Source organism: Streptomyces hyaluromycini, assembly GCF_002217755.1.
In the GTDB taxonomy this organism is placed as follows: Bacteria; Actinomycetota; Actinomycetes; order Streptomycetales; family Streptomycetaceae; genus Streptomyces; species Streptomyces hyaluromycini.
Genome location: NZ_BCFL01000036.1, coordinates 130,147 through 151,105, shown reverse-complemented (window position 1 = coordinate 151,105; position 20,959 = coordinate 130,147). Strand labels below are relative to the sequence as shown.

The following is a 20,959-nucleotide window of genomic DNA, read 5'->3' as shown; positions in this document are numbered from 1 at the left end:
AGAATAATCCCTTCGTGAAGGTATGTAAATCTGGAGCGGGGGCGGGGACCGGCCAACTTCAGCCCGGGATCGCACAGTTGAGGCATGCCGCCCCGGCCGCGGCACGGGCCGTGCAGAGGGCCGGAACCCCTGCCCTTGTGCAAGTGAGGACGGTCCTCACTTGCACAAGACGGACACCGCCGCGCGGCACCGGCGGCGCACGACGGTGCAGGCACCACGGGTGGCACCCGCGGGCCCGGTGCGGTCCGGTGCCCGCTCACCGGCGCCGCACTCCGCCACAGTTACATACCTCTGCGAAGGTATGCGATTGTGGGCCGGAAGCCACCGGTGGCCCGGTGCGCCGATGACCACCCCGGTGGTCGAGGACTTGCGTATCGAAGACCTGCGTATCGCACCGCGCCTGGAACGGCGTCACCCTCTTCCCGGCCGGACGGACTGCCGAGCACGCACCCGGCCCCCGCTCGTCGGCCGGCGACCCGCACTCGCCACGGATCCCGAGCTTTCGAAGGAGCCTGCATGAAATTCGGAAACGATCTGCGGATCAAGACCGTGACCTCGTGGTTCCCACCGGACCGCGAGAACGTCGAGGACGCCGTGGCGGCCGGGAAGCTGACCGACTCGGACGCGGAGCGGCTCGGCGTCAGCCACCTGCCGTTCTCGGCCGCCCTGTCCGCTCCCGAGATGGCGGCGCAGGCCGGCCGTGCCGCACTGAGCAGGGCGGGCTGGAGTCCCTCCGCCGTCGGCCTGGTCCTGCACACCTGGATCTACCACCAGGGCCATGACATGTGGTCGCCGCCGCACTACGTGGCCCACGCGGTGGGCGCCGGCAGCGCCACGCCCTACGGCGTCCAGCAGGGCTGCAACGCGGGCTCCTTGGCCCTCCAGCTGGCCGGGATGCACCTGGACGCGGACCCCGGGCTCGGTGCAGTGCTCGTCACGACGGGCGACCGGTTCTGCCCTCCCGGCATGGACCGCTGGACCTCCGACTACGGGCTCGGCTTCGGTGACGCGGGGACCGCGGCCCTGGTGCACCGGGGCGACGCGGAGCCCGACGACTACGCCCTGCTGTCCCTGGCCACCGCGACCGACGCCCAGTTCGAGCTGATGATGCGGCACGGCAACGACTTCAGCCCGGCTCCCATGTGGCACGACGGCTTCATCGACCTGCGCACTCCCAAGAAGTCCTACATGGCGGCGTACGGCAAGGAGAAGTTCGAGACCATCGCCGGGCACAACATCCGCAAGGTGATCACGGACAGCCTGCACGACGCGGGGCTGGCGCCCGACGACCCGCGGATCAAGTACATCGCGCTGCCCCGGCTCGGGGCGAGCCTGCTGGACTCCATCTACGGCCCGGTGCTCGACGACATGCTCAAGGCCGAGGCCCTGCGGTTCGGCTCCGCCACCGGCCACCTCGGATGCGGCGACTTCCTCGCCAATCTCGTCGACATGCGGGACCGGGTGCCGCTCGAACCGGGCGACGTCGCCTTGGTGATCAGCGGCGGGGCGGCCTGGACCTGGGCCTGTGCCGTCGTCCAGGTGCCGGACGAGACACCGCGGGACCACCCTTCGGCGAAGGACGTGTGATGGGCTACGGATTCCTCGGCCTCGGCGGCCACGTGCCGCCGCTGGTCATAGACAACGCGCAGGTCGCCGAGTGGACGGGCGCGGAACAGAACTGGATCGTCGAGCGGACCGGCATCCTGGAGCGCAGGTACCGGGAGCCCGGCACCGTCACCTCCGACCTGGCGCTGCACGCCGCTCGCGAGGCACTGGGCGCAGTGCCGGAGGCGGTGGCCCGGCTCGGTGTGATGGTCGTGGCCACCTCGACGCCGGACCAGCCGCAGCCCTCCACCGGGGCCATCCTGCAGAACAAGCTCGGCCTGTCCGAGGTCCCGGCGTTCGACGTCAACGCGGTGTGCTCGGGCTTCCTCTACGCGCTGGCGGTCGCCGACTCGATGCTGTCGGCGCGGCTGGCCGGCCAGGGCGGCGACCACGCCCTGGTGGTCGGCACCGACATGTACTCCTCGCTGATGAACCGCTCCGACCGGCGCACCGTCAGCCTCTTCGGCGACGGGGCCGGCGCGGTGCTGCTCGGTCCGGTGCCCGACGGGTACGGCGTGCTGGGCTGGCGGCTGGTCACCCACGGTGAGCACCACGAGCTGGTCGAGGTGCCCGCCGGCGGCACCCGTACGCCGCTGGACGCCCGCAGCCGGGAGGCCGGCGAGCACCTGTTCCGCATGCGGGGCCGCGAGGTGCGCGAGTACGCGCTCGGCGTGCTGCCCAAGGTCATCGGCGAGGCGCTCGACTCGGCCGGGGTCCGGCTGGCGGACGTGGACCGCTTCATCCTGCACCAGGCCAACACCCGCCTGGTGGAGGCCTGTACGCGCGAACTCGGCGTCGACCCCGGCCGGGTCCCGCTGACCGCACCGCAGTTCGGCAACACCGCCACCGCCTCCATCCCGCTCACCCTGCGCGCGGAGAACGAGCTGCGGCCGTTTTGCCGGGGCGAGCGCCTGGTGCTGGCCGGAGTGGGCGGCGGCATGACCGCGGGGGCCGTGGTCGTCCGCTGGTACTGAGCCCTGCCCCGCGACACCGCTGCCAACCATGCAAGCGCTGCGAAAGGAACCAGACATGCCGACAGCGACAGCGGCGGGACTCCGCTGCTACGAACTGTGGGACCCGATGCCCGACGAAGTACGGGAAGGTGCCAGGCGGTTCGCCACCGTCCAGGCGCTCAACGAGCTGGTGGGTGTGCTGCCGTTCGCCGAGTGGCTGGACCGCGCGCCCAGCTGCACCCGGCGGCAGATGCTGATGGCCAAGGTCCAGGACGAGGTGGGCCACGGACATGTGGCCGCACGGGTCGCCGAGGACCTGGGCATGCCACGCGAGCGGATCCTGGTGGACTACCTGGAGGGCCGCTCGAAGGTGCACAACATCTTCCACTACTCCTTCGCGTCCTGGGAGGAGTTCGGCCCGGGGCTGCTCCTGATGAACTCGGCGGCGATCTTCCAGTTCCGGTCGCTGATGAAGGGCGTCTACCTGCCCTACGGCCGGGCGCTGCGCAAGATCGAGCGCGAGGAGTCCTTCCACTACCAGCACGCCCTGGACCTGACCCACGAGGTGCTGACGCACGGAGACGCCGAGCAGCGCCGCCGCGTGCAGGAGGGGTTCGAGACGTGGCTGCCGCGGGTGCTGGCCTACCTCGGCCCGCCGGACACCGAGACCCTGCACGCCAACCGCATGCACCAGATCGGCCTGAAGCCCGACGGCAACGACGAACTGCGCCAGGCCTGGCTCAGCAAGATCATCCCGGTCTTCGAGAAGCTCGGCATGCACGTGGACCCCGCGCTGGCCCGTCAACTTCCCTCGGGCGAGTGGGAGTTCGCGATGCCCGACTGGGCCGAGGTGAAGAAGGTCATCGCGGGCGGCGGCCCCGCCTCGCAGCGCCGCCTGGACTGGGTGCGCGGCGCCCTGGACCGCAACACGCGATACCGGCGCGCACTGCGGGGGGTGGCGTGATGCCGCACGTTCCCACCGACACCGACGTCTACGAGGTGTTCGCGCAGACCGGCAGCGGCTCGCCGCTGAACCACGTCGGCTCCCTCGTCGCGCCGCGCCGGGACGCCGCCTGGCACCTGGCCAAGGAGACCTACGGCCGCCGCGACGACCTCTTCCGGCTCTGGGTGGTACGGCGCACCGACCTGATCGTCTCCAGCGCCGACGACCGCGGCCTGCTCGCCGCCAAGACCCGGATGCCGCACCGCCAGCCCGGCTTCCCCACCACCCGCCGCCGCGACCGCTCCGCCGCCCCGGACACCGCCGCCCCGCCACAGCAGCAGCCCGACGGCGCAGCGTCCGGCCCCTGCGACGACCCGCGCGGGGCCACCGGCCCCGCCCCGGGCCGCTTGTGGCCGGCACTTGCCGAGGACCTGTTCGTGCTGGGCAACCGGCTGGGCGAACGCATCGTCGACTACATCGACCTGGAGGAGTCGCTGGCCGTCGGCTCGATCGGACAGGAGGCTCTGGCGCACGCCGAGACGATCCTGACGCTGCACGGATTCGACGCGTCCGCCGCCGACGCCCACTTCTTCGAGCGGCCGCAGGAACAGTGGCGGGTGTCCCGTGTCATCGGGCGGCTCGGCGACTGGCCGTCCACCGTGGTGTGCGGGCTGGTGATCGCCGCGGCCGTCAGCGTGCTCGCCGAGGAGCGCGCCGGAGACGAGCCCGCGTTCGCCGCCATCCGCGACGAACAGCTGGTCCACCTGGACCACTGGCGGCGATGGGTGCGGGCGCTGGCCGCCTGGCCCGAGACGAGTGAGGAGTTCACGCGGGCGTTCACCGAGGTGACGCACTGCGCCGGCGACCTTTTCGGCGCCGGCCCGCAGGACGCCCTGACTGACGCGCTGCACGCGCGTCTGGCCGCGCTGGTCGGCGACAGCGGCGTCCCCGGCTCACGTCTGCCGCACCTGCCGGTGCCGCGGGCCGCCGGGACGGGCGGCAGCGTCCTGGCCGACTGCCTGGCACGCGGCCGCCTCGTCCGCGCGCACTACGCCCCGCAGGTGTTCCTGTGAACGCCCCCGCGGCCGCCGCGACCCCGCCCCCCGACCCGCTCACCGGCGTCGTCGCCGACGTGCGCGATCCGGAGATCGACGTGACCCTGGGCGACCTCGGAGTGGTGCGCTCGGTGTCCCGCACCGACGGCCGGATCGTGGTCCGCCTCGCCCCCACCCGGCTCAGCTGCCCCGCCCGCGGCGAGATCGCCCGGCGGGTGCGCTCCGCTCTCACCGACGCCGCGCCCGGGCACGGAATCCAGATCGTGTGGGAGCGCGGCATATGGCAGCCCGCCGCGGTGACCGCCGCCGGGCACGACGCCCTGCGCACCGCCGGCTACCGCGTGGCGGGCACCACGCCTCGATGCCCCTACTGCGCCGGCGACGACGTCGTACGGGCAGGCCGCTTCGGCGGCGCGGTCTGCAAGGTGCCCTACGACTGCCGCGGCTGCGGATCGCCCTTCGATGTGATCGGTACGGCCGGCTGCTCCGCCGTGCTCCCGGTCCCCGACGTCAGGCAAGGAGGATCATGATGAGGCTCGCCGGAAAGACGGCCGTGATCACCGGGGGCTCCCGGGGACTGGGCCGCGCGATCGCGGAACGCTACCTGCTCGAGGGCGCACAGGTGGTGTGCGCCGCACGCAACCCCTACGACATCAAGGAGGTCCTCGACCTCTCCCCCGGCCGCGGCGCCTACGTCCCGGTCGACGTCACCAGTCCCGACTCGGTCGCCGCGCTGATGGCCGGGACCGCCGAGCGCTTCGGCGGCGTGGACATCCTGGTCGCCAACGCCGGTGTGAGCCGGGACGGGCGGGTGGACCGGCTGCCGGTCACCGACTGGCAGGACATGGTGGCCACCAACCTGACCGGGGTGTTCCTGTGCACCCAGGCGGCGATCCCCTACCTGGAACGCAGCCAGGCCGCCCGGATCGTCAACGTCTCCTCCAGCATGGCCACCCGGGTCGCCATCGGAGCGGCCGGATACTGTGCCACCAAGGCCGCGGTGGAGATGTTCACCCGCGTCAGCGCCATCGAGCTCGGCCCCCGCGGCATCCTGGTCAACTCCCTCGCCCCCGGCATCCTCGACGAGGGCATGGGCCGGCAGCTCACCGAGAACGACAAGATCTGGGCGCGCTACAAGACCCGGCTGGCGCTCGGCCGGCCCGGCGGCGCCGACGAGGCCGCCGACGCGGCCCTCTTCCTGGCCGGGCCCGAATCGAGCTACGTCAACGGCCACGTCCTCGAAGTGAACGGAGGCCTGCTGTGGTCATGACGAGCGCACCCACGGTGGAACGCCTCTCCGCGTGGCTGGACCTCGACGGAGCGGTGGGCATCCTGCGCCTTAACCGGCCGCCGCTGAACGTGCTCGACCGTGCGGCACAGTCCGCGCTGCGCGCCGCGGCCGAGCAGGCCGCCGGCGACGAGCGGGTCCGCGCGGTGGTCCTGTACGGCGGGCCCACGGCCTTCTCGGCCGGCGGCGACATCAAGGAGATGGCCGCGATGACGCACGCCGAGATGGTGCGGCACGCACCGGTGCTCCAAGGCGCCTTCGACGCGGTGGCCGCCATCCCCAAACCGGTGGTGGCCGCGATCAACGGGCCCGCCCTCGGCGGCGGTTGCGAGCTGGCGCTGACCGCCGACGCCCGCATCTGCGGAAGCGAGGCACGCCTGGGGCTGCCCGAGGTCCTGCTCGGCGTCATCCCCGGAGCCGGCGGCACCCAGCGGCTGCCGCGGCTGATCGGCCCGGCCAAGGCCAAGGAGCTCATCTTCACCGGCCGCCAGGTCGGTGCGGACGAGGCCCTGCAGCTGGGCCTGGTGGACCAGGTCGTGCCGACCGACCAGGTGCTGCCCAGCGCGCTGCGCTGGGCGCGGCGTTTCGAGAAGGGCCCCGCACTGGCCCTGCACGCCGCCAAGACGGCCGTGGACCAGGGTCTGGCGACCGACCTGGCCTCCGCACTGGCCATCGAACGGTCGGTGTTCGCCGCCCTGTTCGCCACCGAGGACCGGCTGAGGGGCATGCGGACCTTCGCCGCCGACGGGCCCGGCCGCGCCGCCTTCAACGGGAGGTAGCCGTCATGCGTGAAGTGACCCAAGCGTTCCGGCGCGCCCGCGACCACCTGCTGTCCTCCTACGGGGACCTGCCGCGCGCCCGCGCCTTCCCCCGGCCCGAACCCGGCGAGACGTTCAGCTGGGTCGCGGACTGGTTCGACGTCATCTCCGACGGCAACGACGCCACCGCGCTGCGCGTTCTCGACCTCGACCGACAGGGCGCGGTCCTCGCCGACAGGGCACTGAGCTTCGCCGAACTGGCCGAACGGTCCCGGCGGGTCGCCGGATGGCTGCGGTCGATCGGCGTGCGGCGCGGGGACCGCGTCCTGCTCATGCTCGGCAACCGGACGGAACTGTGGGAGTGCGTGCTGGCCGCGTTCCGCCTGGGCGCCGCGGTCATCCCCGCGGCCGTCCAGCTCACCCCCGAGGACCTGGCCGAACGGCTGGAGCGCGGCGCGGTGCGGCACGTCATCGCGCAGTCCGACCTCACCCCCAGGCTCGACGGCCTGCACGGGAGTTGGACGCGTGTCGCCGTCGGAGAGCGGGTGGCGGGCTGGCAGGACTACCAGCGGGCCTACGCCGCCGCACCGCTGCGGGAGACGGTACGGACCCGGCCCGAGGAGCCGTCGCTCATCTACTTCACCTCGGGCACCACGGCCCGTCCCAAAATGGTCGGCCACACCGGGCTGAGCTATCCGGTCGGTCACCTGTCGACCATGTACTGGCTCGGCCTGCGCCCCGGTGACGTGCACCTGAACATCTCCTCGCCCGGGTGGGCGAAACACGCCTGGAGCTGCCTGTTCGCCCCCTGGAACGCACAGGCCACGGTCCTGGTCGTCAACCAGCCCCGGTTCGCGGCCCGTCCGCTGCTGGAGATGATGTCGCGCTGCGCGGCGACCTCCTTCTGCGCACCGCCCACCGTGTGGCGCAGCCTCATCCAGGAGGACCTGACCCGGTGGCCGATGCGGCTGCGCGAGGCGGTGGCCGCCGGGGAACCGCTCAACGCGGAGGTCGTGCACCGCATCCGCGACGCCTGGGGCGTCACGGTACGGGACGGCTACGGGCAGACCGAGACGACCGCCCAGATCGGCACCCCGCCGGGGATGCCGGCCGTGGAGGGCGCGCTGGGCTGGGCGCTGCCGGGCTACGACGTGGCCCTGCTGGACCCGCGGACCGGCACCCCCGTCCCCGACGGCCTGGCGGAGGGCGAGATCTGCCTGCCGCTGGCCGGCCGGCCCCTGGGCCTGATGAGCGGCTACCTCGGCGATCCCGAGGCGACCGCGCGCGCCCTGCACGGCGGCGTCTACCACACCGGCGACTTCGCCACCCGCGACGCCGAGGGCCTCTTCCGCTACCTGGGACGCGGCGACGACGTCTTCAAGGCGTCCGACTACCGCATCTCCCCCTTCGAACTGGAGAGCGTGCTGCTGCGGCACGCGGCCGTCGCCGACGCCGCGGTGGTGCCCTCACCCGAGCCGCTGCGCCTGGCCGTACCCAAGGCGTACATCGCACTCGCCGCCGACTACCGGCCGGAGGCGCAGACCGCGCAGCAGATCCTCGCGCACGCCCGCGAGCACCTCGCCCCCTACCAGCGGATACGCCGGATCGAGTTCGCCGAGCTGCCCAAGACCGTCTCCGGCAAGACCCAGCGGGCCGAGCTGCGCAGGCGCGAGGAGCAGCGGCTCACGCGCTCGCCGCAGGAGTGGTGGGAGGAGGACTTCCCCGGCTAGCGCCCCGCTCCCCCGGTGCGGCTGCCGGGGGCGGTGTTCGCGCCGCACCACAGGCGCCCTTTCATCCGACCGGTGAGCGGGCTGCGCCATGCCACCGGCGCCCGCCCGCCTCCACCGCCTCCACCGCCCCGAGCCGCACCACCTCACCGGCACCCTCGCCCCCTTAAGCCTCGGAGACACCATGAAACCCGGCCCCGCCCACGAGAGGCAGCGCACCCGAGCCGTACTGAGCAGCCTCATCGGCAACAGCATCGAGTTCTACGAGTTCCTCATCTACGGGTCGTTCTCGTCCCTGTACTTCGGCACCCTGTTCTTCCCCTCCTTCGCCCCCGCCACCGCAACCCTGCTGTCGCTGTCCACGTTCGCGGTCGCGTTCGTGGGCAGGCCGCTCGGCGCCGTCGTCTTCGGGCACCTCGGGGACCGGCTGGGCCGCCGGACGACGCTGATCACCACGCTCACCGTGATGGGCGGCGCGACGGTCCTGATCGGGCTGCTGCCCACCTACCGGACGATCGGAGTCGCCGCCCCGATCCTGCTGACCGTCCTGCGGTTCGTCCAGGGATGCTCGCTCGGCGGGGAGTCCAGCGGCGGCTTCCTGATGGCGCTGGAGAACGCCCGGCCGAACAAGCGGGGCCTGCTCACGGCCGTCGTCGGCACCGGCAACGCCTGGGGGCTGCTGCTGGCCAACGCCGTCCTGCTGCTCGTCACCCTCCTGCCGGACCGTCAGGTGCTGTCGTGGGGATGGCGGCTGCCGTTCCTGTTCAGCGCGGTGCTCGTGGCCTTCGCGCTGCGCGTGCGGCTGCGGCTGGCGGAGACCCCCGAGTTCGAGCAGGTCAAGTCCGAGGGCGCCGTCAGATCCGTACCGGCGCTCGAGATCGTGGGGCGGCACGGTCTGCTCACCCTGTGCGCGTCGCTGTCGGCGCTCCCGATGTTCCTGGTCTTCTACCTCGGGTCGGTGTTCTCGCTCAAATACGCCGCGACCATCCACGTGAGCCGCTCGCAGATGCTGACGCTGCTCGCCGCGTCGTGCGTCTTCCTGATCGTCGCCATGCCGTTCTTCGGCCGGCTCGGGGACCGCCGCGGCCGCAAAGCGGTCTTCGTCGGCGGCATCGCCGTCATGACGGCCGCCCCCTTCGCCTGGTTCCCGCTGCTGGAGACCAGGTCCCTGCCGCTGATGGCGCTCGGCTTCCTGGCGCTGTTCGCCGGGTTCGCCGCGAACTACGGCGTGCAGGGCGCGTTCTACCCGCAGCTGTTCCCCACGGCGCTGCGCTACTCCGGGATGTCCATCAGCTACAACGTGGGCGGTCTGCTCGGCGGCGCCGTCAGCCCGCTCATCGCCACCTCCCTGCTCGGCAAGTACCACAGCTGGACACCGATCGCCCTGTACATGGCCGCGACCGGCGTCATCGGCCTGGCCGCGTCGCTGTTCCTGCGCGAGCGCCCCGCCGGACCGCCCGCGCGACCTGCCGCTGCCGCACGGCCGGTGGCCGCGCCCGCCGACGTCGCCGCCGCCGCCGCCGGCAGCTGAGCGGCACCGACGCAACCTGCCCATCCGATCCGAAGTCAGGAAGTCCCCCATGACAGCCCTGTCCGTCACCCGTTGCCCCGTCCTCGACCCCACCGGCCGGGCGATGCACGCGGAAGCCACCTCGCTGCGCGAGGCGCCCGCCGTGCTGGTGGAGCTTCCGGGACCCGTCCGCGCCTGGGCGGTCACCCGGCACAGCGTCATCCAGTCGCTCACCAACGACCCGCGGGTCTCGCGCGACATACGACAGCACTGGCCCGACCTCGCCCACATGCCCGACGGCTGGCCGCTGGCCGCCCTCGCCCTGCAGCAGAGCTTCTTCAACTTCTACGGCGAGGAGCACCGCACGTCCCGGCGGCGCGTCGCCCCCACGTTCTCACCGCGGCAGGTCGAAGGCATGCGTCCGCAGGTCCAGGCGACCGCCGACCGGCTGATCGACGCCCTGGCCGCACTGCCCCCGGGGTCCGTCGCCGACATCCGCCAGGCCCTTGCCCTGCCCCTGACCATCACCGTCATCTGCGACCTGTTCGGCGTCCCCGGCCACCTGCGCATCAAGATCGGCACCGGGATCGACGCGGTGCTGAACTCCTCCCTCGGCCCGAAGCAAGCACGGGCCGCCAACGACACCCTGTACGAGCGGCTCGGCGAACTGCTGCGCTACAAGCGGGAGCACCCGGCCGCCGACCTGACAAGCGACCTGCTGCTGCCCGCCGACCCCGGCCAGGAGCCGCTGTCGCAGGACGTACTGCTCGGCACGCTGTTCCTCATGATCGGCGCCGGTTACGAGACCACCGTCAACCTCATCACCAGCGCCGTCCACGCTGTGCTCGGCCACCCCGAGACCCTCACCCGCATCCACGAGGGGACCATCGGGTGGAAGGACGTCATCGAGGAGACGCTGCGCATCGAGGGCCCGATCATGCACATACCGATGCGCTGCGCCCTGGAGGACATCGACCTGGGCGAAGGCGTCGTCATCCGCAAGGGCGATGCGATCACCGTCGCCTTCGCCGCCGCCGGACGCGACCCGGAACTGCACCCGCAGTGCCCCGAACGCTTCGACCCCACACGGTCCAGCAAGGAACACCTCGCGTTCGGTCACGGGCCCCACTTCTGCCTCGGCGCGCACCTCGCCCGCCTTGAGGCGGGCGTCGCCCTGAGCACGCTCTTCAGCCGGCTGCCCGAGCTCGCCCTGGCACACCCCGGCCAGCAGCCCCCGCGCGTGGAGTCCTTCATCATCAACGGGCCCCAGCGCCTGGAGGTCGTACCGCGACCGGCCTGACGTGCCCGCGCCGCCGGCGCCGCCTGCCAGAAACCTGGGGCGGCGCCGGCGGCGTGTCCGTGCCATCGGCCCGCCGGCCATGGCCCGCTCTGCCGCGGCGCCGCCGGGACGGCGCCGGCACGCCGGCGACACAGCGGCGCCCGGCGGGTTCTCCCGCCGGGCGCCGCTGCTCGCTGCCGGTCGCCGAAGCCTGCTCCGGTCAGCCCCAGAGCCGGCCGAGCGCCGCCGGCGAGCGGTGGCGCAGCGTGTTGTCGAGGTGGATGCCGCGCGCGACCCGCTCCGCCTGGGCCCGGGTGGAGGCGATGAGCAGCGGCATCACCGAACCGCCCTCGGGCAGGCCCGCGTAGTACAGCCCCGGCAGGGTGCCTGCCCCGGCACGGTGCACCGGCATGCCGCTGTCGTCCAGGGCGGCGGGAGGCAGGATGCGGTAGTCGGGCACGAATCCCGTGGCCCAGACGATCGACGTGATGTTCCGGGCGGCCAGGTCCAGCTTGTCCCCGTAGTCCGCGAACAGCGAGTCGTCGAAGGGAGCCGCGGGCGTGCGCTCGGGCACGACCAGGCCGTGCCGCGCTATCGCGGTGTCGATCGCCGTGAGGAGTTCGGACTCGGCGCGGGCCGCGGCCCGCGCGACGGCGCGGACGTTGTCCTCCAGGTGCAGGACGTCGCCCTGCGCACCGCGGACGCTGCCGACGAGGGTGACGCCCTTGCGGGCCAGCACACCGAGGCTGAGGTCGCGGCCGCCGGCCTTGCCGGTGAGCACCGACACGCCGGGCAGGACCGGAGAGCTGCCGCGCCCGCCGGACGCGGACTCCAAGTTGCCCTCCAGCGGCAGCAGTTGCAGCCAGTCCAGGACCTGGGCGCCCCGGTAGCGGCGCGGCGAGGTCTTGTGGCGGCCGACCGCCAGGTACACCTGCCGGCCGGCGTCGCTCAGGTCCTCGGCGATCTGCTGGCCGCTGTTGCCCGAGCCGACGACGAGCACCGCGCCGGGCGGCAGGGACCGGGGGGTGCGGTAGTAGCGGGTGTGCAGCTGGGTGATCGACGGGTCGATCCGGGCGGTCAGTTCGGGCAGGCGCGGCGCGCAGTAGCCGCCGAGGGCGGCGACGACGTTGCGGGCCTCGACGCTGCGGCCGTTCTCCAGGTGGAGCCGGAAGCGTGCGCCGGGGTGGACGGGGGCGTCGGCGGGTGACTCGACGGACCGCACGGGCGTGTGCTCGCGCACGTCGATGCCCGCCTCGGCCACGTAGCGCCGCAGCCGCGAGGCGACCTCGCGGGCGGGCATGTAGCCCTCGGGGTCGTCGCCGTCGTAGGGCATGCCGGGGAAGGTGACGGTCCGGTTGGGCGTGTTGACGCGCAGGCTCTCCCAGCGCTCCTTCGCCCAGGCCTGGCCGATCTCTCCCCGCTCGAAGACCACCGCCCGGTAGCCGAGCCGGGCGAGGCAGCCCGCGACCGAGCACCCTTGCTGGCCCCCTCCGACGACGGCGGTCTCGACGAACTCGGTCATCATGGCTGCGCTCCTGGTCCGCTGGGGATGTGGTTTCTGCTCGCGCGGTGGTGCGTCATCGGCCGGTTCGCCCGCCGGTGGCGTCGGCCCAGGGCAGCACGACCGTCTTGCCGGTGGCCTGGTCGGCCTCCATGCGGCGGTGGGCGGTCACGATGTCGTCCAGGGCGAAGACGCCATCGAGGTGGGGGCGGTAGATGCCCGCCTGGACCGCGTCGGCGATCCGCTGCAGCAGACCCTGGCCACTGCTGCCCTTGAGGGTGTCGCTGTGGAAGGCGGTGAGCCTGGTCCCGGTCGGGATCATGGCGATCGGTTCGAAGTCGGGGATCAGCCAGCCGCTGAGCGAACCCGCCACGCACACCGTCCCGCCGCGGCGCACCAGCCGCAGCGAGTCCGGCACGCTGCGGGCCCCCACCAGGTCCAGGACGTGATCCGGTCCGTCGGGCCACAGCGCGTGCACGGCGTCGGCCGGCGGCCGGCCGTCGTCCAACAGGACGTGGTCGGCGCCGGCCGCCTTCAGTGCGTCGGCCTTGCCCCTGTTGCGGGTGGTTGCCGCGGTCTCGATGCCGTGGGCGGCGGCGATCCGTACCGCGGCCAGCCCCACCGAGGAGGTCCCGCCGCGGATCAGCAGCCGTCCCCCGCCGGGCAGGACGCCCAGGGCGTTAAGGGCGCCGTGCGCGGTCAGGTAGGTCTCGGGCAGCGCGGCCAGGACCTCCCACGGCAGGGTGGTGGTCACCGGCATCAGCAGGGCGTTCGGCAGCAGCGCGTACTGCGCGTAGCCGCCGTCGAACTCCCGGCCCATCTCCCCCATGACCGCGGCGACCGTCGTCCCGGCCGGCAGCCGGGGATCGGTGGAGTCGGCCACCCTGCCCACGCACTCGATGCCGAGCACGCGGGGGAAGGAGACGTTCGGGGAATGCCCCTGACGGGTCCTCAGTTCGGAGCGGTTCAGGCCCGCACCCTCCACGCGTACGAGGCTCCAGCCCTCGCGGACCTCGGGAACGGGCAGGTCGCGGATCCGCAGGACCTCGGGAGGGCCCGCCTCCACGCAGACCGCCGCGCGCATCGTCGTACTCACAGGCAACCACCTTCGCGGATGTCCGGATCCCGGTCAGGCTTCGTCGACGACGTCGAGGGACGGCGCCCAGCGGGGGATCTCCTCGCGGCCGGAGGGCAGGCGCAGGCTGCGGCTGAAGCTGTACTCCTGCAAGGTCTCCAGGGCGTGCTCACGGCCGTACCCGCTGGCGCCCACGCCGCCGAAGGGGGTGCCGGTGAACGCGCGGTTGTAGTGGTTGACGAACACGATGCCGGCCCGCAGCTCGCGGCTGACCCGCAGGGCGCGCTCCACGTCGCGGGTGAACACGCCGGCGACCAGGCCGAACTCGGTGCCGTTGGCGATGCGGACGGCCTCGGCCTCGTCCCGGAAGGGGATCAGGCACACGACGGGCCCGAAGATCTCCTCCTGCGCGATCCGCATGTCGGGGGTGACGCCGGTGAACAAGGTCGGCGGCACGTAGTAGCCGTCGGCCAGCTCGGGGTCGGTGGGCAGGGGTGCCTGCGCGGCGATGGTCGCGCCCTCGCCGACGCCGATCTCCAGGTAGTCCAGCACCCGCTGCCGCTGTGCGGGGCTGACCAGCGGGCCGACGTGGGTGTCCGCGTCGGAGCCGGCGCCGACCTTCAGCCGCCCGACGGCGGACGCGAGGCGGCGGGCCACCTCGTCGTGCAGGTCGGCGTGGACCAGGACCCGGGAGGAGGCGGTGCACGCCTCGCCCTGGTTGAAGTAGCCGCCCTCGACGGCCCAGCGCAGCGCCGAGTCCACATCCGCGTCGTCGAAGATCATCAGGGCGTTCTTGCCGCCGAGTTCCAGCAGCGTCGGCGTCAGGTTGTCGGCGGCCGTCTTGATCACGGCCCGGCCCGTGGTGGGCGCGCCGGTGAAGGAGATCTTGCCGACCAGTTCGTGGCCGGCCAGGTGGGCGCCGACCTCGCCGCCGCCGGGCACGATGTGCACGACATCGTCCGGCAGCACGGACTGGACCAGCTCGGCGATGCGCAGCACCGACAGGGGCGCCTGCTCCGGCGGCTTCATGACCACGGCGTTGCCCGCGGCCAGGGCGGGGGCGAGCTTGCCCGCGGTGTGCAGCGGGGGCCAGTTGAACGGCACGATCGCGCCCACGACACCGAACGGCTCGCGCACCGTGACGTCGAGCATGCTGCCCGCGTCGCGGACCTGGCCGGGCATCGCCTCGCACAGGCCGGCGAACATCTCGAAGATGGTGACCGCACCCTCCAGGTCGAACTGGCGTGCCTGGGTGAACGGCTTGCCGTTGTCGCTGGACTCCAGGGCCGCGATCTCGTCGGCGTGCTCGCGGATGACCTGGGCGACCTTGTACAGCCAGCGGCCTCGCTCGCGCGGGGTGCGGGCCTTCCACGCGAAGTGGGCTTCGTGGGCGGTCCTGACCGCCTGGTCCACCCGGCCGGCGTCGGCTCCCTGGATGACCGTCAGGGGCCGTCCGGTGGCCGGGTCGTCCACGGTGAAGCGGTCGGCCTCGTTCTCGGACGACCAGCGGGTGCGCAGGACTTGTACGGCTTCGACGGTCGTGGACACGGGTTCCTCCTGATAGTGCGCCGGGCATGTCCGGCTCGGGCTGGTGGTGGGGATCAGGTGCACGGGGCGAGCCGTTCGCACAGCACCGAGGCGATCCGCTCGGCGACCACGATGGCGGGGACGTTCGTGGCGACGCGGGGCATCGCCGGGAACACCGAGGCGTCCGCGACGGTCAGTGCCTCGACGCCGCGCACGGCGCCGTCGGCGTCGGCCACGGCGCCCGGGTCGTCGGGGCGGCCCATGCGCATCGTGGCGCTGGCGTGGTTGTAGTGCGCCGGGGCGCGGCGCACGGCGTCGGCCAGTTCCCGGTCGCTGATGTCCGGGCCCGGTACCCGCTCGTCGGCCAGCAGGTCGGCCAGCGGGCGGGTGCGGGCCAGGCGGCGGGCCAGACGTACCCCGTCGGCGACCCGTTCGGCGTCGGCGGCGGCGGTGTACAGGCCGAGGTCGATCGTCGGCGCGTCCCGGGGGTCGCGTGAGGCCAGCCGTACGCTCCCGCGGGAGCGGGGCTGGACGCAGGAGACGAAGAAGACCATGTCCCAGCCGGTGGGGTGGTTCTCGGCCCGCGGCACGAACTGCTCGGGCAGACTGCCGGCCGGTACGGCCGCCGAGGGCAGGATCTGTACGTCGAAGTCGGGCTCGCCCGGCCCGGTGGCGACGCTGAGGACGCTGGCGAACACCGACCCGGCCTCGGCCTGGGGCGGCTTGGCCGCGTGGACGTTCCAGTAGGCGGGGTGCTCGGTGAGGTTGCGTCCCACCCCCGGCAGGTCGGCCACCACGTCGATACCGAGCGCCGTCAGGTCGCCGCGGTCGCCGATGCCCGAACGCAGGGCGATGGCGGGCGAGTTGTAGGCGCCGGCGCTGAGCACGACGTGCCGGGCGGGGATCTCCTCCCCGGTGTCCAGCCGCACGCCCCGGGCCCGGGTGCCGCGGAACAGCACCCGGTCGACGAGCGTCTCGCCGCGTACCTGGAGGTTGGGCCGGTCGCGCACGGGGTTGAGGTAGCCGATGGCGGTGCTCAGCCGTATGCCGTCGGCCGCGCTGAGCGGGGTGCGGGCGAATCCCGGCTCACCGGGCGCGTTGAAGTCGGCGACCTCCGCGTGTCCGAGGCGCACGCCGGCCCGCTGGGCCGCGACGGCGTGCTGGCCCAGGTCCTGCGGGGCGGGCAGCGTCATGCGGTAGGGGCCGCCCAGGCCGTGGTACTTCTCCTCTCCGTACGGGTAGTGCTCCATCCGCCGGTAGAGGGGGAGCATCCGCTCGTAGCCCCAGCAGGGGCCGGCCGCGGCGGCCCACGCGTCGTGGTCGGCGGGGCGGGCCCGCATGGCGACGCAGACGTTGACGGCCGAGCTGCCGCCGATGACGCGGCCCCGCGCAACGGGCACCTCGTTGCCGAAGGCGTCCGGGACGCAGCGGTAGCCCCAGTCGTAGGTGTACGGGGCGTAGGTCGCGTCCTTGATGTCCGAGGGTGTGTCGTCGGTGGTGGCGAAGTCGGGGCCCGCCTCCAGCAGGAGGACCGAGCGCCGCGGGTCGGCACTGAGCCGGTGGGCCAGGACGCAGCCGGCGGATCCGCCGCCGATCACGATCACGTCGTAGGTCATGGCGGCCGCCTACACGGTCCGGGGCCGGCCGGCGACGCGTCGCCGGCCGGGCGCTGGCGCTGGTGCGGTCATGATGCGGCCTCCCGCAGGGGTGGGACGTTCCAGTGGAGGTGCAGTTCCTCGAATCCGCGTGCGATGACGAGGCGTTCGCGGGTGCGGGAGCCGGCGGGGCCAAGGCGCAGCCCGGGGAGCCGGTCGAAGAGCAGCGGGATGGCGACGCGCAGCTGCAGTCGTGCCAGGGAGGCGCCGAGGCAGGCGTGGACGCCGCGGCCGAAGGCCATCTGGTGCCGGCGGGGCCTGCCGGTGAGAACGAACTCGTCCGGGTCGTCGAAGACGCACCCGTCCCGGTTGGCGGAGCCCCAGTGGACCATCACGCGGTCGCCCGGCACGAGGTGCCTGCCGCCGAGTTCCGTCTCGCGCGTCACGGTGCGGAACAGGCCCTGCACCGGGGACTCGAAGCGCAGGATCTCCTCGACCATCGCTTCGGCGGACGCCTGGCCCGCGCGCAGGGCGGCGAGCTGGTCGGGGTTCTCCAGCAGGGTGACCAGGCCGTTGCCGATGGCGCGGGTGACCGTGACGTGCCCGGCGATGATCAGGTTCATCACGATGCGCATCAGTTCCACGTCGTCGAGCCCGTGCTCGAGGCCGTACTGCGCCAGCGAGGAGACGAGCGAGCCCTCGCCGGCCCGGTCGGTGTCGTCCAGCAGGCCCATCACGTAGTGCTGCATGGTGACGACGTCGCGGGCCCACTCGACGCGTTCGGCCGGCTCGCCGGTGCCGACGGACAGCTTCAGCCAGTTGGAGCTCCACTGCCGCAGCAGCGGCACGTCCCTCGGCGGCATGCCCAGGATCCGTGCCATGACGATCAGCGGCAGGGGCCAGGCGTAGCCCTCGATGATGTCGGCCCGGCCGTCCGCGGCGAACCGGTCGATCAGCTCCTCGGCGGTGTCCAGGACGAAGGGCTCCAGCGCCGCCACGCGCCGCGGTGTGAAGACGCGGTTGACGGCCACGCGCAGCCGGCTGTGCTCCTCGCCGTCGCTCTCGGTCAGGTTCGGCGTCAGCGCCCAGCCTTCGGCCAGGACCTGCTTGACCTCGTCGGACTCGGGGCCTGCGGTGATCCGCACCGCGCTCTGGGAGGAGAAGGTCTCGGGGTCGTGGACGACGCGTGCCACGTCCTCGTGGCGGGTGAGGATCCAGATGTCCCGGTCTGAGTCGTGGAGCACCGGGCACTGCGCGCGCATCTGCGCGTAGACGGGGTAGGGGTCGGCCAGCTGCTCGTCGCAGATGGGGTCGAAGGCCGGCGTGGCGGTCATCGAAGGCCCTCCGGCCCCGGCCCGCCGGCGAGGCCGCGCGGTGCCGGCCCGCCCGGACGGCCGGGGTCGAGTGGGATGACGGACATCGGTGTTCTCCCTCGTGGTGTGGGGGCCGGGGTCACTCGGCGGCGGCCAGAGCGGGCATCGCGACGCCGAGCTGCCCCGGCCCGGCGGTCAGCGGCCAGGCGGCGCGGGCGTGGTCCGGGTCCGCCGGGTGGACCAGGGGCGTCACCGGCTCGGGCAGGAAGGTGTCGTGGACGATCTGGGTGGCCGCGGCCAGGTCGCTGCGACCGGTCAGCACGCTGAGCCGGTTGGAGGTGACGTGGAGGTCGGTGCGTGCGGCGTCGACCGAGCGCAGTGCTTCCAGGAGCCGCAGCGGTGCGTACGGCTGCCGGCCGATGCCCAGGCCGACGACGGACAGCCGGGCCAGGTTGGACGTCCAGTGCGCCTCGTCGAGGCGGATGCCGCGGTCGGTGTCGGCGAGCAGTTCCCGCATCTCGGGCACGCTGTCCTCGGGCAGCGTGAGCGCGATGTCGCCGGCGTCCTCGGTGCCGAGGTTGCCGTAGCGGCGCAGCTCGACCTCGGTCTCGCGCTCGACCAGTTCGCCGAGCAGGCGCAGGACGTGGTCGGAGGTGATCCGCCGCAGCACGCAGCGGACCAGGCCGGAGCGCCCGGCGACCCCGGCGATCGGGCGGAGGCGGCCCGCGGGCGTCCAGAACTCCCCGGACGCCGCCCCGGCGGCGCGGCGGCCGTCGCCGACCCAGGTCTGCGGGCCGATCGCGGCGCTGTTGGAGCGCACCTTCAGGTCGACGCCGTGGGTGCGCGCGTAGTCGACCGAGTCGGAGGCGAGCACCTTCGCGCCGCTGACGGCCAGTTCGGCCATCTCCTCGTAGAGCAGGGCGGTGTGGCGGCGGGCGCCGGCGACCGTGCGGGGGTCGGCCGTGTAGACGCCGGCGACGTCGGTGACGATCTCGCAGTGGTCCGCGCCGAGTGCGGCGGCCAGGGCGACACCGGTGGTGTCGGAGCCGCCGCGGCCCAGGGTGGTGCGGGCCCCGGTGGCGATCGACTCGCCCTGGAAGCCCGCGACGACGGGGACGGCTCCGCGGGCGAGTTCCTCCCGCAGCCTGCGCGGGTCCACCTCCACGATCGTGGCCCGGCCGTGGCGGTGGTCGGTGCGGATGCCCGCTTCGGGACCGCTGAACGAGCGGCTCGCGATGCCCTGGTGGCCCAGTGCCAGCGAGACCAGTCCGGCGGACGCGGCCTCGCCCGTGCACAGCAGGGCGTCCAGTTCGCGTGCGTCGGGGCGGGAGGTCACCGCGGACGCCAGCCGCAGCAGTTCGTCGGTGGCCCCGCCCATGGCGGACACGACCACGACGACCTGGTTCCCGTCCTCGCGCGCCGCCCGGATCTGCCGTGCAGCTTCGATGACCTTGTCAGGTGTGGCGACCGACGTTCCGCCGTATTTCTGCACTATGAGCGCCATCTCACGCACTCTCTTCCTTCAAATCCGTGGGACGTGGAGGACGTGGCCCGGGCGCCGCGGTGACCGCCGCATCCCGCGGGCGGTCACGTGATGGGCGCGGGCTTCACTGCTCGTGGAGGAACTCCCGGATCGCGTAGCCGACGTGGCGCTGGTCGGTCATGGTGTGGCCGAGGATGACGTCGCCGGGCCGCAGCTCGGTGAAGTTGTGCACGCTGCCGCCGGGGCCGAGCGCCCGCACGTGCCAGTCGTCCTGACCGACCATGTCCACGAGCTGGCCGCTGCGGGTGCGGGCCTCGATCCGCAGCATGGGGCGGGACTCCATCTTGATCCGGCCCACGACCACCGTGCGCACGCTGCCGTCGGTGCTGACGGCCAGGATCTCCGACCCGCAGTGCAGCTCGGACAGGTACTGGGTGCGGTTGCCGGGCGTCAGGGTGTACGAGGACAGAGCTGCGGCGTTCACCCGGAACGGGCGGGTGGGCATGTACGGCAGCGGGTGGGTCTCGCTGCTGACGAGGACCAGGCCGGTGGAGTACGAGCCGACCAGGATGCCCTCGTTGGGCCGCAGGTGGGAGCAGGTGTCGACGCAGACGCGGTCGCCCAGGCCGAGGTGGGTGAGCTGGACGATCTCCAGCTCCTCCATCTCCAGGGAGGCGGCCTCGCCCCGGGTGACCTGCATCAGCTCGGTGGCGTCGCCGACCCGCTTGGGGGCCAGGAGCACCGCGTCCGAGCCGCGCTCCAGCACGCCGAGGGTGGTGGCCGCGTCCTCGACGTCCTCGACGACGGTGACGATGGAGCCCTTGGCCTTGTCGGCCGCGGCGAGCAGGATCTCCAGCGGGATCTTGCTGGGGTCCTGGCGGAACTCGACGAGGGTCAGGTCCGCCTCGCCTGCGATCCGGCAGGCGAGGTCGAGGGTCTGCTCGTCCAGCACCTTGACCAGGACACCGGAGCGCAGGCCGGGACGGAGGCCCTCGAACTTCTCGGCGATGCTGTGGTCGGCGATGAGGATGTCGACCACGTCGACGAGCTGGTCGATCAGGGCGGTGGGCGTCTCCCCGGTGACCACGGCGGCCTTCTGCACGCTCGGCGGGACCTTGCCCGCCAGTTCGGGGTCGTCCAGCACCACGGTCTCGACGCCGATGTGGGTGCTTTCCTCGACGATGGCGGTGGCGAGTTCGGAAGCGGTGCCGCGGAGGTCGATCCATGCGGATTTCATGTTCGCACCTTTGATTGTGGGTGGCTTGCTGTCGTGGTCGCGCCTGGCTGTCGGTGACGGCTCGTCACGATGTGCGGTGGGTGGCCGGCCTGGTGAGGCGGGCCGGGCGG

17 protein-coding genes are annotated in these 20,959 nt (G+C 73.0%); 10 read left to right on the top strand and 7 right to left on the bottom strand.

The genetic code is table 11. From position 1 onward, the window contains the following. Positions 1-516: 516 nt before the first annotated feature. The 10 genes from SSP29_RS46640 (at position 517) to SSP29_RS46595 (ending at position 11,139) form a co-directional block, all read left to right on the top strand. Entirely contained in the window at positions 517-1,587 is a 1,071-nt protein-coding gene (locus SSP29_RS46640) for a ketoacyl-ACP synthase III family protein (protein WP_089107074.1), read from the top strand. Beyond that, entirely contained in the window at positions 1,587-2,579 is a 993-nt protein-coding gene (locus tag SSP29_RS46635) for a 3-oxoacyl-ACP synthase III family protein (protein ID WP_089107073.1), read from the top strand. The genes SSP29_RS46640 and SSP29_RS46635 overlap by 1 nt, the downstream gene beginning before the upstream one ends. A gap of 55 nt (positions 2,580-2,634) precedes the next feature. Next, the gene (locus SSP29_RS46630) at positions 2,635-3,522 is read left to right on the top strand and encodes a Phenylacetic acid catabolic protein (protein ID WP_167450183.1); all 888 of its coding nucleotides are present in this window, start codon (positions 2,635-2,637) and stop codon (positions 3,520-3,522) included. Continuing rightward, a complete protein-coding gene (locus SSP29_RS46625; RefSeq protein ID WP_089107071.1) occupies positions 3,522-4,574 on the top strand; it encodes a Phenylacetic acid catabolic protein in 1,053 nt (350 codons plus the stop codon). The genes SSP29_RS46630 and SSP29_RS46625 overlap by 1 nt, the downstream gene beginning before the upstream one ends. Beyond that, a complete protein-coding gene (locus SSP29_RS46620; RefSeq protein ID WP_167450182.1) occupies positions 4,571-5,086 on the top strand; it encodes a PaaD-like zinc ribbon domain-containing protein in 516 nt (171 codons plus the stop codon). Before SSP29_RS46625 ends, SSP29_RS46620 begins: the two co-directional genes overlap by 4 nt. Next, on the top strand, positions 5,083-5,826 hold the full coding sequence (locus tag SSP29_RS46615; RefSeq protein WP_245883558.1) for an SDR family NAD(P)-dependent oxidoreductase: 744 nt from the start codon (positions 5,083-5,085) through the stop codon (positions 5,824-5,826). Before SSP29_RS46620 ends, SSP29_RS46615 begins: the two co-directional genes overlap by 4 nt. Beyond that, positions 5,823-6,623, top strand: a complete 801-nt coding sequence (locus SSP29_RS46610; RefSeq protein WP_089107088.1) for an enoyl-CoA hydratase/isomerase family protein — start codon at positions 5,823-5,825, stop codon at positions 6,621-6,623. The genes SSP29_RS46615 and SSP29_RS46610 overlap by 4 nt, the downstream gene beginning before the upstream one ends. 5 nt (positions 6,624-6,628) lie before the next feature. Then, positions 6,629-8,332, top strand: a complete 1,704-nt coding sequence (locus SSP29_RS46605) for an AMP-binding protein (protein WP_089107068.1) — start codon at positions 6,629-6,631, stop codon at positions 8,330-8,332. A gap of 88 nt (positions 8,333-8,420) precedes the next feature. Then, positions 8,421-9,860 carry an MFS transporter gene (locus tag SSP29_RS46600; RefSeq protein ID WP_089107067.1) on the top strand — a complete coding sequence of 480 codons (1,440 nt, stop codon included), beginning with the start codon at positions 8,421-8,423 and terminating at the stop codon, positions 9,858-9,860. A gap of 49 nt (positions 9,861-9,909) precedes the next feature. Beyond that, the gene (locus tag SSP29_RS46595; protein ID WP_089107066.1) at positions 9,910-11,139 is read left to right on the top strand and encodes a cytochrome P450 family protein; all 1,230 of its coding nucleotides are present in this window, start codon (positions 9,910-9,912) and stop codon (positions 11,137-11,139) included. A gap of 199 nt (positions 11,140-11,338) precedes the next feature. On the opposite strand, the gene SSP29_RS46590 is transcribed toward SSP29_RS46595, so the two are convergent. From SSP29_RS46590 to SSP29_RS46560, 7 genes are all read right to left on the bottom strand, one after another. Beyond that, positions 11,339-12,643 (bottom strand): flavin-containing monooxygenase, encoded by a 1,305-nt coding sequence (locus SSP29_RS46590; protein WP_089107065.1) that lies wholly within the window; start codon positions 12,641-12,643, stop codon positions 11,339-11,341. Positions 12,644-12,695: 52 nt separating this feature from the next. Beyond that, on the bottom strand, positions 12,696-13,715 hold the full coding sequence (locus tag SSP29_RS46585) for a zinc-binding dehydrogenase (protein ID WP_150136269.1): 1,020 nt from the start codon (positions 13,713-13,715) through the stop codon (positions 12,696-12,698). A 33-nt stretch (positions 13,716-13,748) separates the two neighbouring features. Further along, entirely contained in the window at positions 13,749-15,242 is a 1,494-nt protein-coding gene (locus SSP29_RS46580; protein WP_089107063.1) for an aldehyde dehydrogenase family protein, read from the bottom strand. A gap of 53 nt (positions 15,243-15,295) precedes the next feature. After that, positions 15,296-16,837 carry a GMC family oxidoreductase gene (locus SSP29_RS46575; RefSeq protein ID WP_089107062.1) on the bottom strand — a complete coding sequence of 514 codons (1,542 nt, stop codon included), beginning with the start codon at positions 16,835-16,837 and terminating at the stop codon, positions 15,296-15,298. 68 nt (positions 16,838-16,905) lie between these two features. Then, complete coding sequence (locus SSP29_RS46570; RefSeq protein ID WP_089107061.1) at positions 16,906-18,150, bottom strand: cytochrome P450; 1,245 nt, start codon at positions 18,148-18,150, stop codon at positions 16,906-16,908. A gap of 118 nt (positions 18,151-18,268) precedes the next feature. Further along, complete coding sequence (locus SSP29_RS46565; RefSeq protein WP_089107060.1) at positions 18,269-19,633, bottom strand: aspartate kinase; 1,365 nt, start codon at positions 19,631-19,633, stop codon at positions 18,269-18,271. Positions 19,634-19,736: 103 nt separating this feature from the next. Continuing rightward, positions 19,737-20,849: a 3-dehydroquinate synthase II family protein gene (locus SSP29_RS46560; protein ID WP_089107059.1), complete on the bottom strand. Its 1,113-nt coding sequence runs from the start codon at positions 20,847-20,849 to the stop codon at positions 19,737-19,739. Between the last annotated feature and the right edge of the window lie 110 nt (positions 20,850-20,959).

Coding starts and splice junctions, on each gene's coding strand:
- SSP29_RS46640 (WP_089107074.1), top strand. CDS start 517: ATGAAATTCGGAAACGATCTGCGGATCAAGACCGTGACCTCGTGGTTC.
- SSP29_RS46635 (WP_089107073.1), top strand. CDS start 1,587: ATGGGCTACGGATTCCTCGGCCTCGGCGGCCACGTGCCGCCGCTGGTC.
- SSP29_RS46630 (WP_167450183.1), top strand. CDS start 2,635: ATGCCGACAGCGACAGCGGCGGGACTCCGCTGCTACGAACTGTGGGAC.
- SSP29_RS46625 (WP_089107071.1), top strand. CDS start 3,522: ATGCCGCACGTTCCCACCGACACCGACGTCTACGAGGTGTTCGCGCAG.
- SSP29_RS46615 (WP_245883558.1), top strand. CDS start 5,083: ATGATGAGGCTCGCCGGAAAGACGGCCGTGATCACCGGGGGCTCCCGG.
- SSP29_RS46610 (WP_089107088.1), top strand. CDS start 5,823: ATGACGAGCGCACCCACGGTGGAACGCCTCTCCGCGTGGCTGGACCTC.
- SSP29_RS46605 (WP_089107068.1), top strand. CDS start 6,629: ATGCGTGAAGTGACCCAAGCGTTCCGGCGCGCCCGCGACCACCTGCTG.
- SSP29_RS46600 (WP_089107067.1), top strand. CDS start 8,421: ATGCCACCGGCGCCCGCCCGCCTCCACCGCCTCCACCGCCCCGAGCCG.
- SSP29_RS46595 (WP_089107066.1), top strand. CDS start 9,910: ATGACAGCCCTGTCCGTCACCCGTTGCCCCGTCCTCGACCCCACCGGC.
- SSP29_RS46590 (WP_089107065.1), bottom strand. CDS start 12,643: ATGATGACCGAGTTCGTCGAGACCGCCGTCGTCGGAGGGGGCCAGCAA.
- SSP29_RS46575 (WP_089107062.1), bottom strand. CDS start 16,837: ATGACCTACGACGTGATCGTGATCGGCGGCGGATCCGCCGGCTGCGTC.
- SSP29_RS46570 (WP_089107061.1), bottom strand. CDS start 18,150: ATGACCGCCACGCCGGCCTTCGACCCCATCTGCGACGAGCAGCTGGCC.
- SSP29_RS46565 (WP_089107060.1), bottom strand. CDS start 19,633: ATGGCGCTCATAGTGCAGAAATACGGCGGAACGTCGGTCGCCACACCT.
- SSP29_RS46560 (WP_089107059.1), bottom strand. CDS start 20,849: ATGAAATCCGCATGGATCGACCTCCGCGGCACCGCTTCCGAACTCGCC.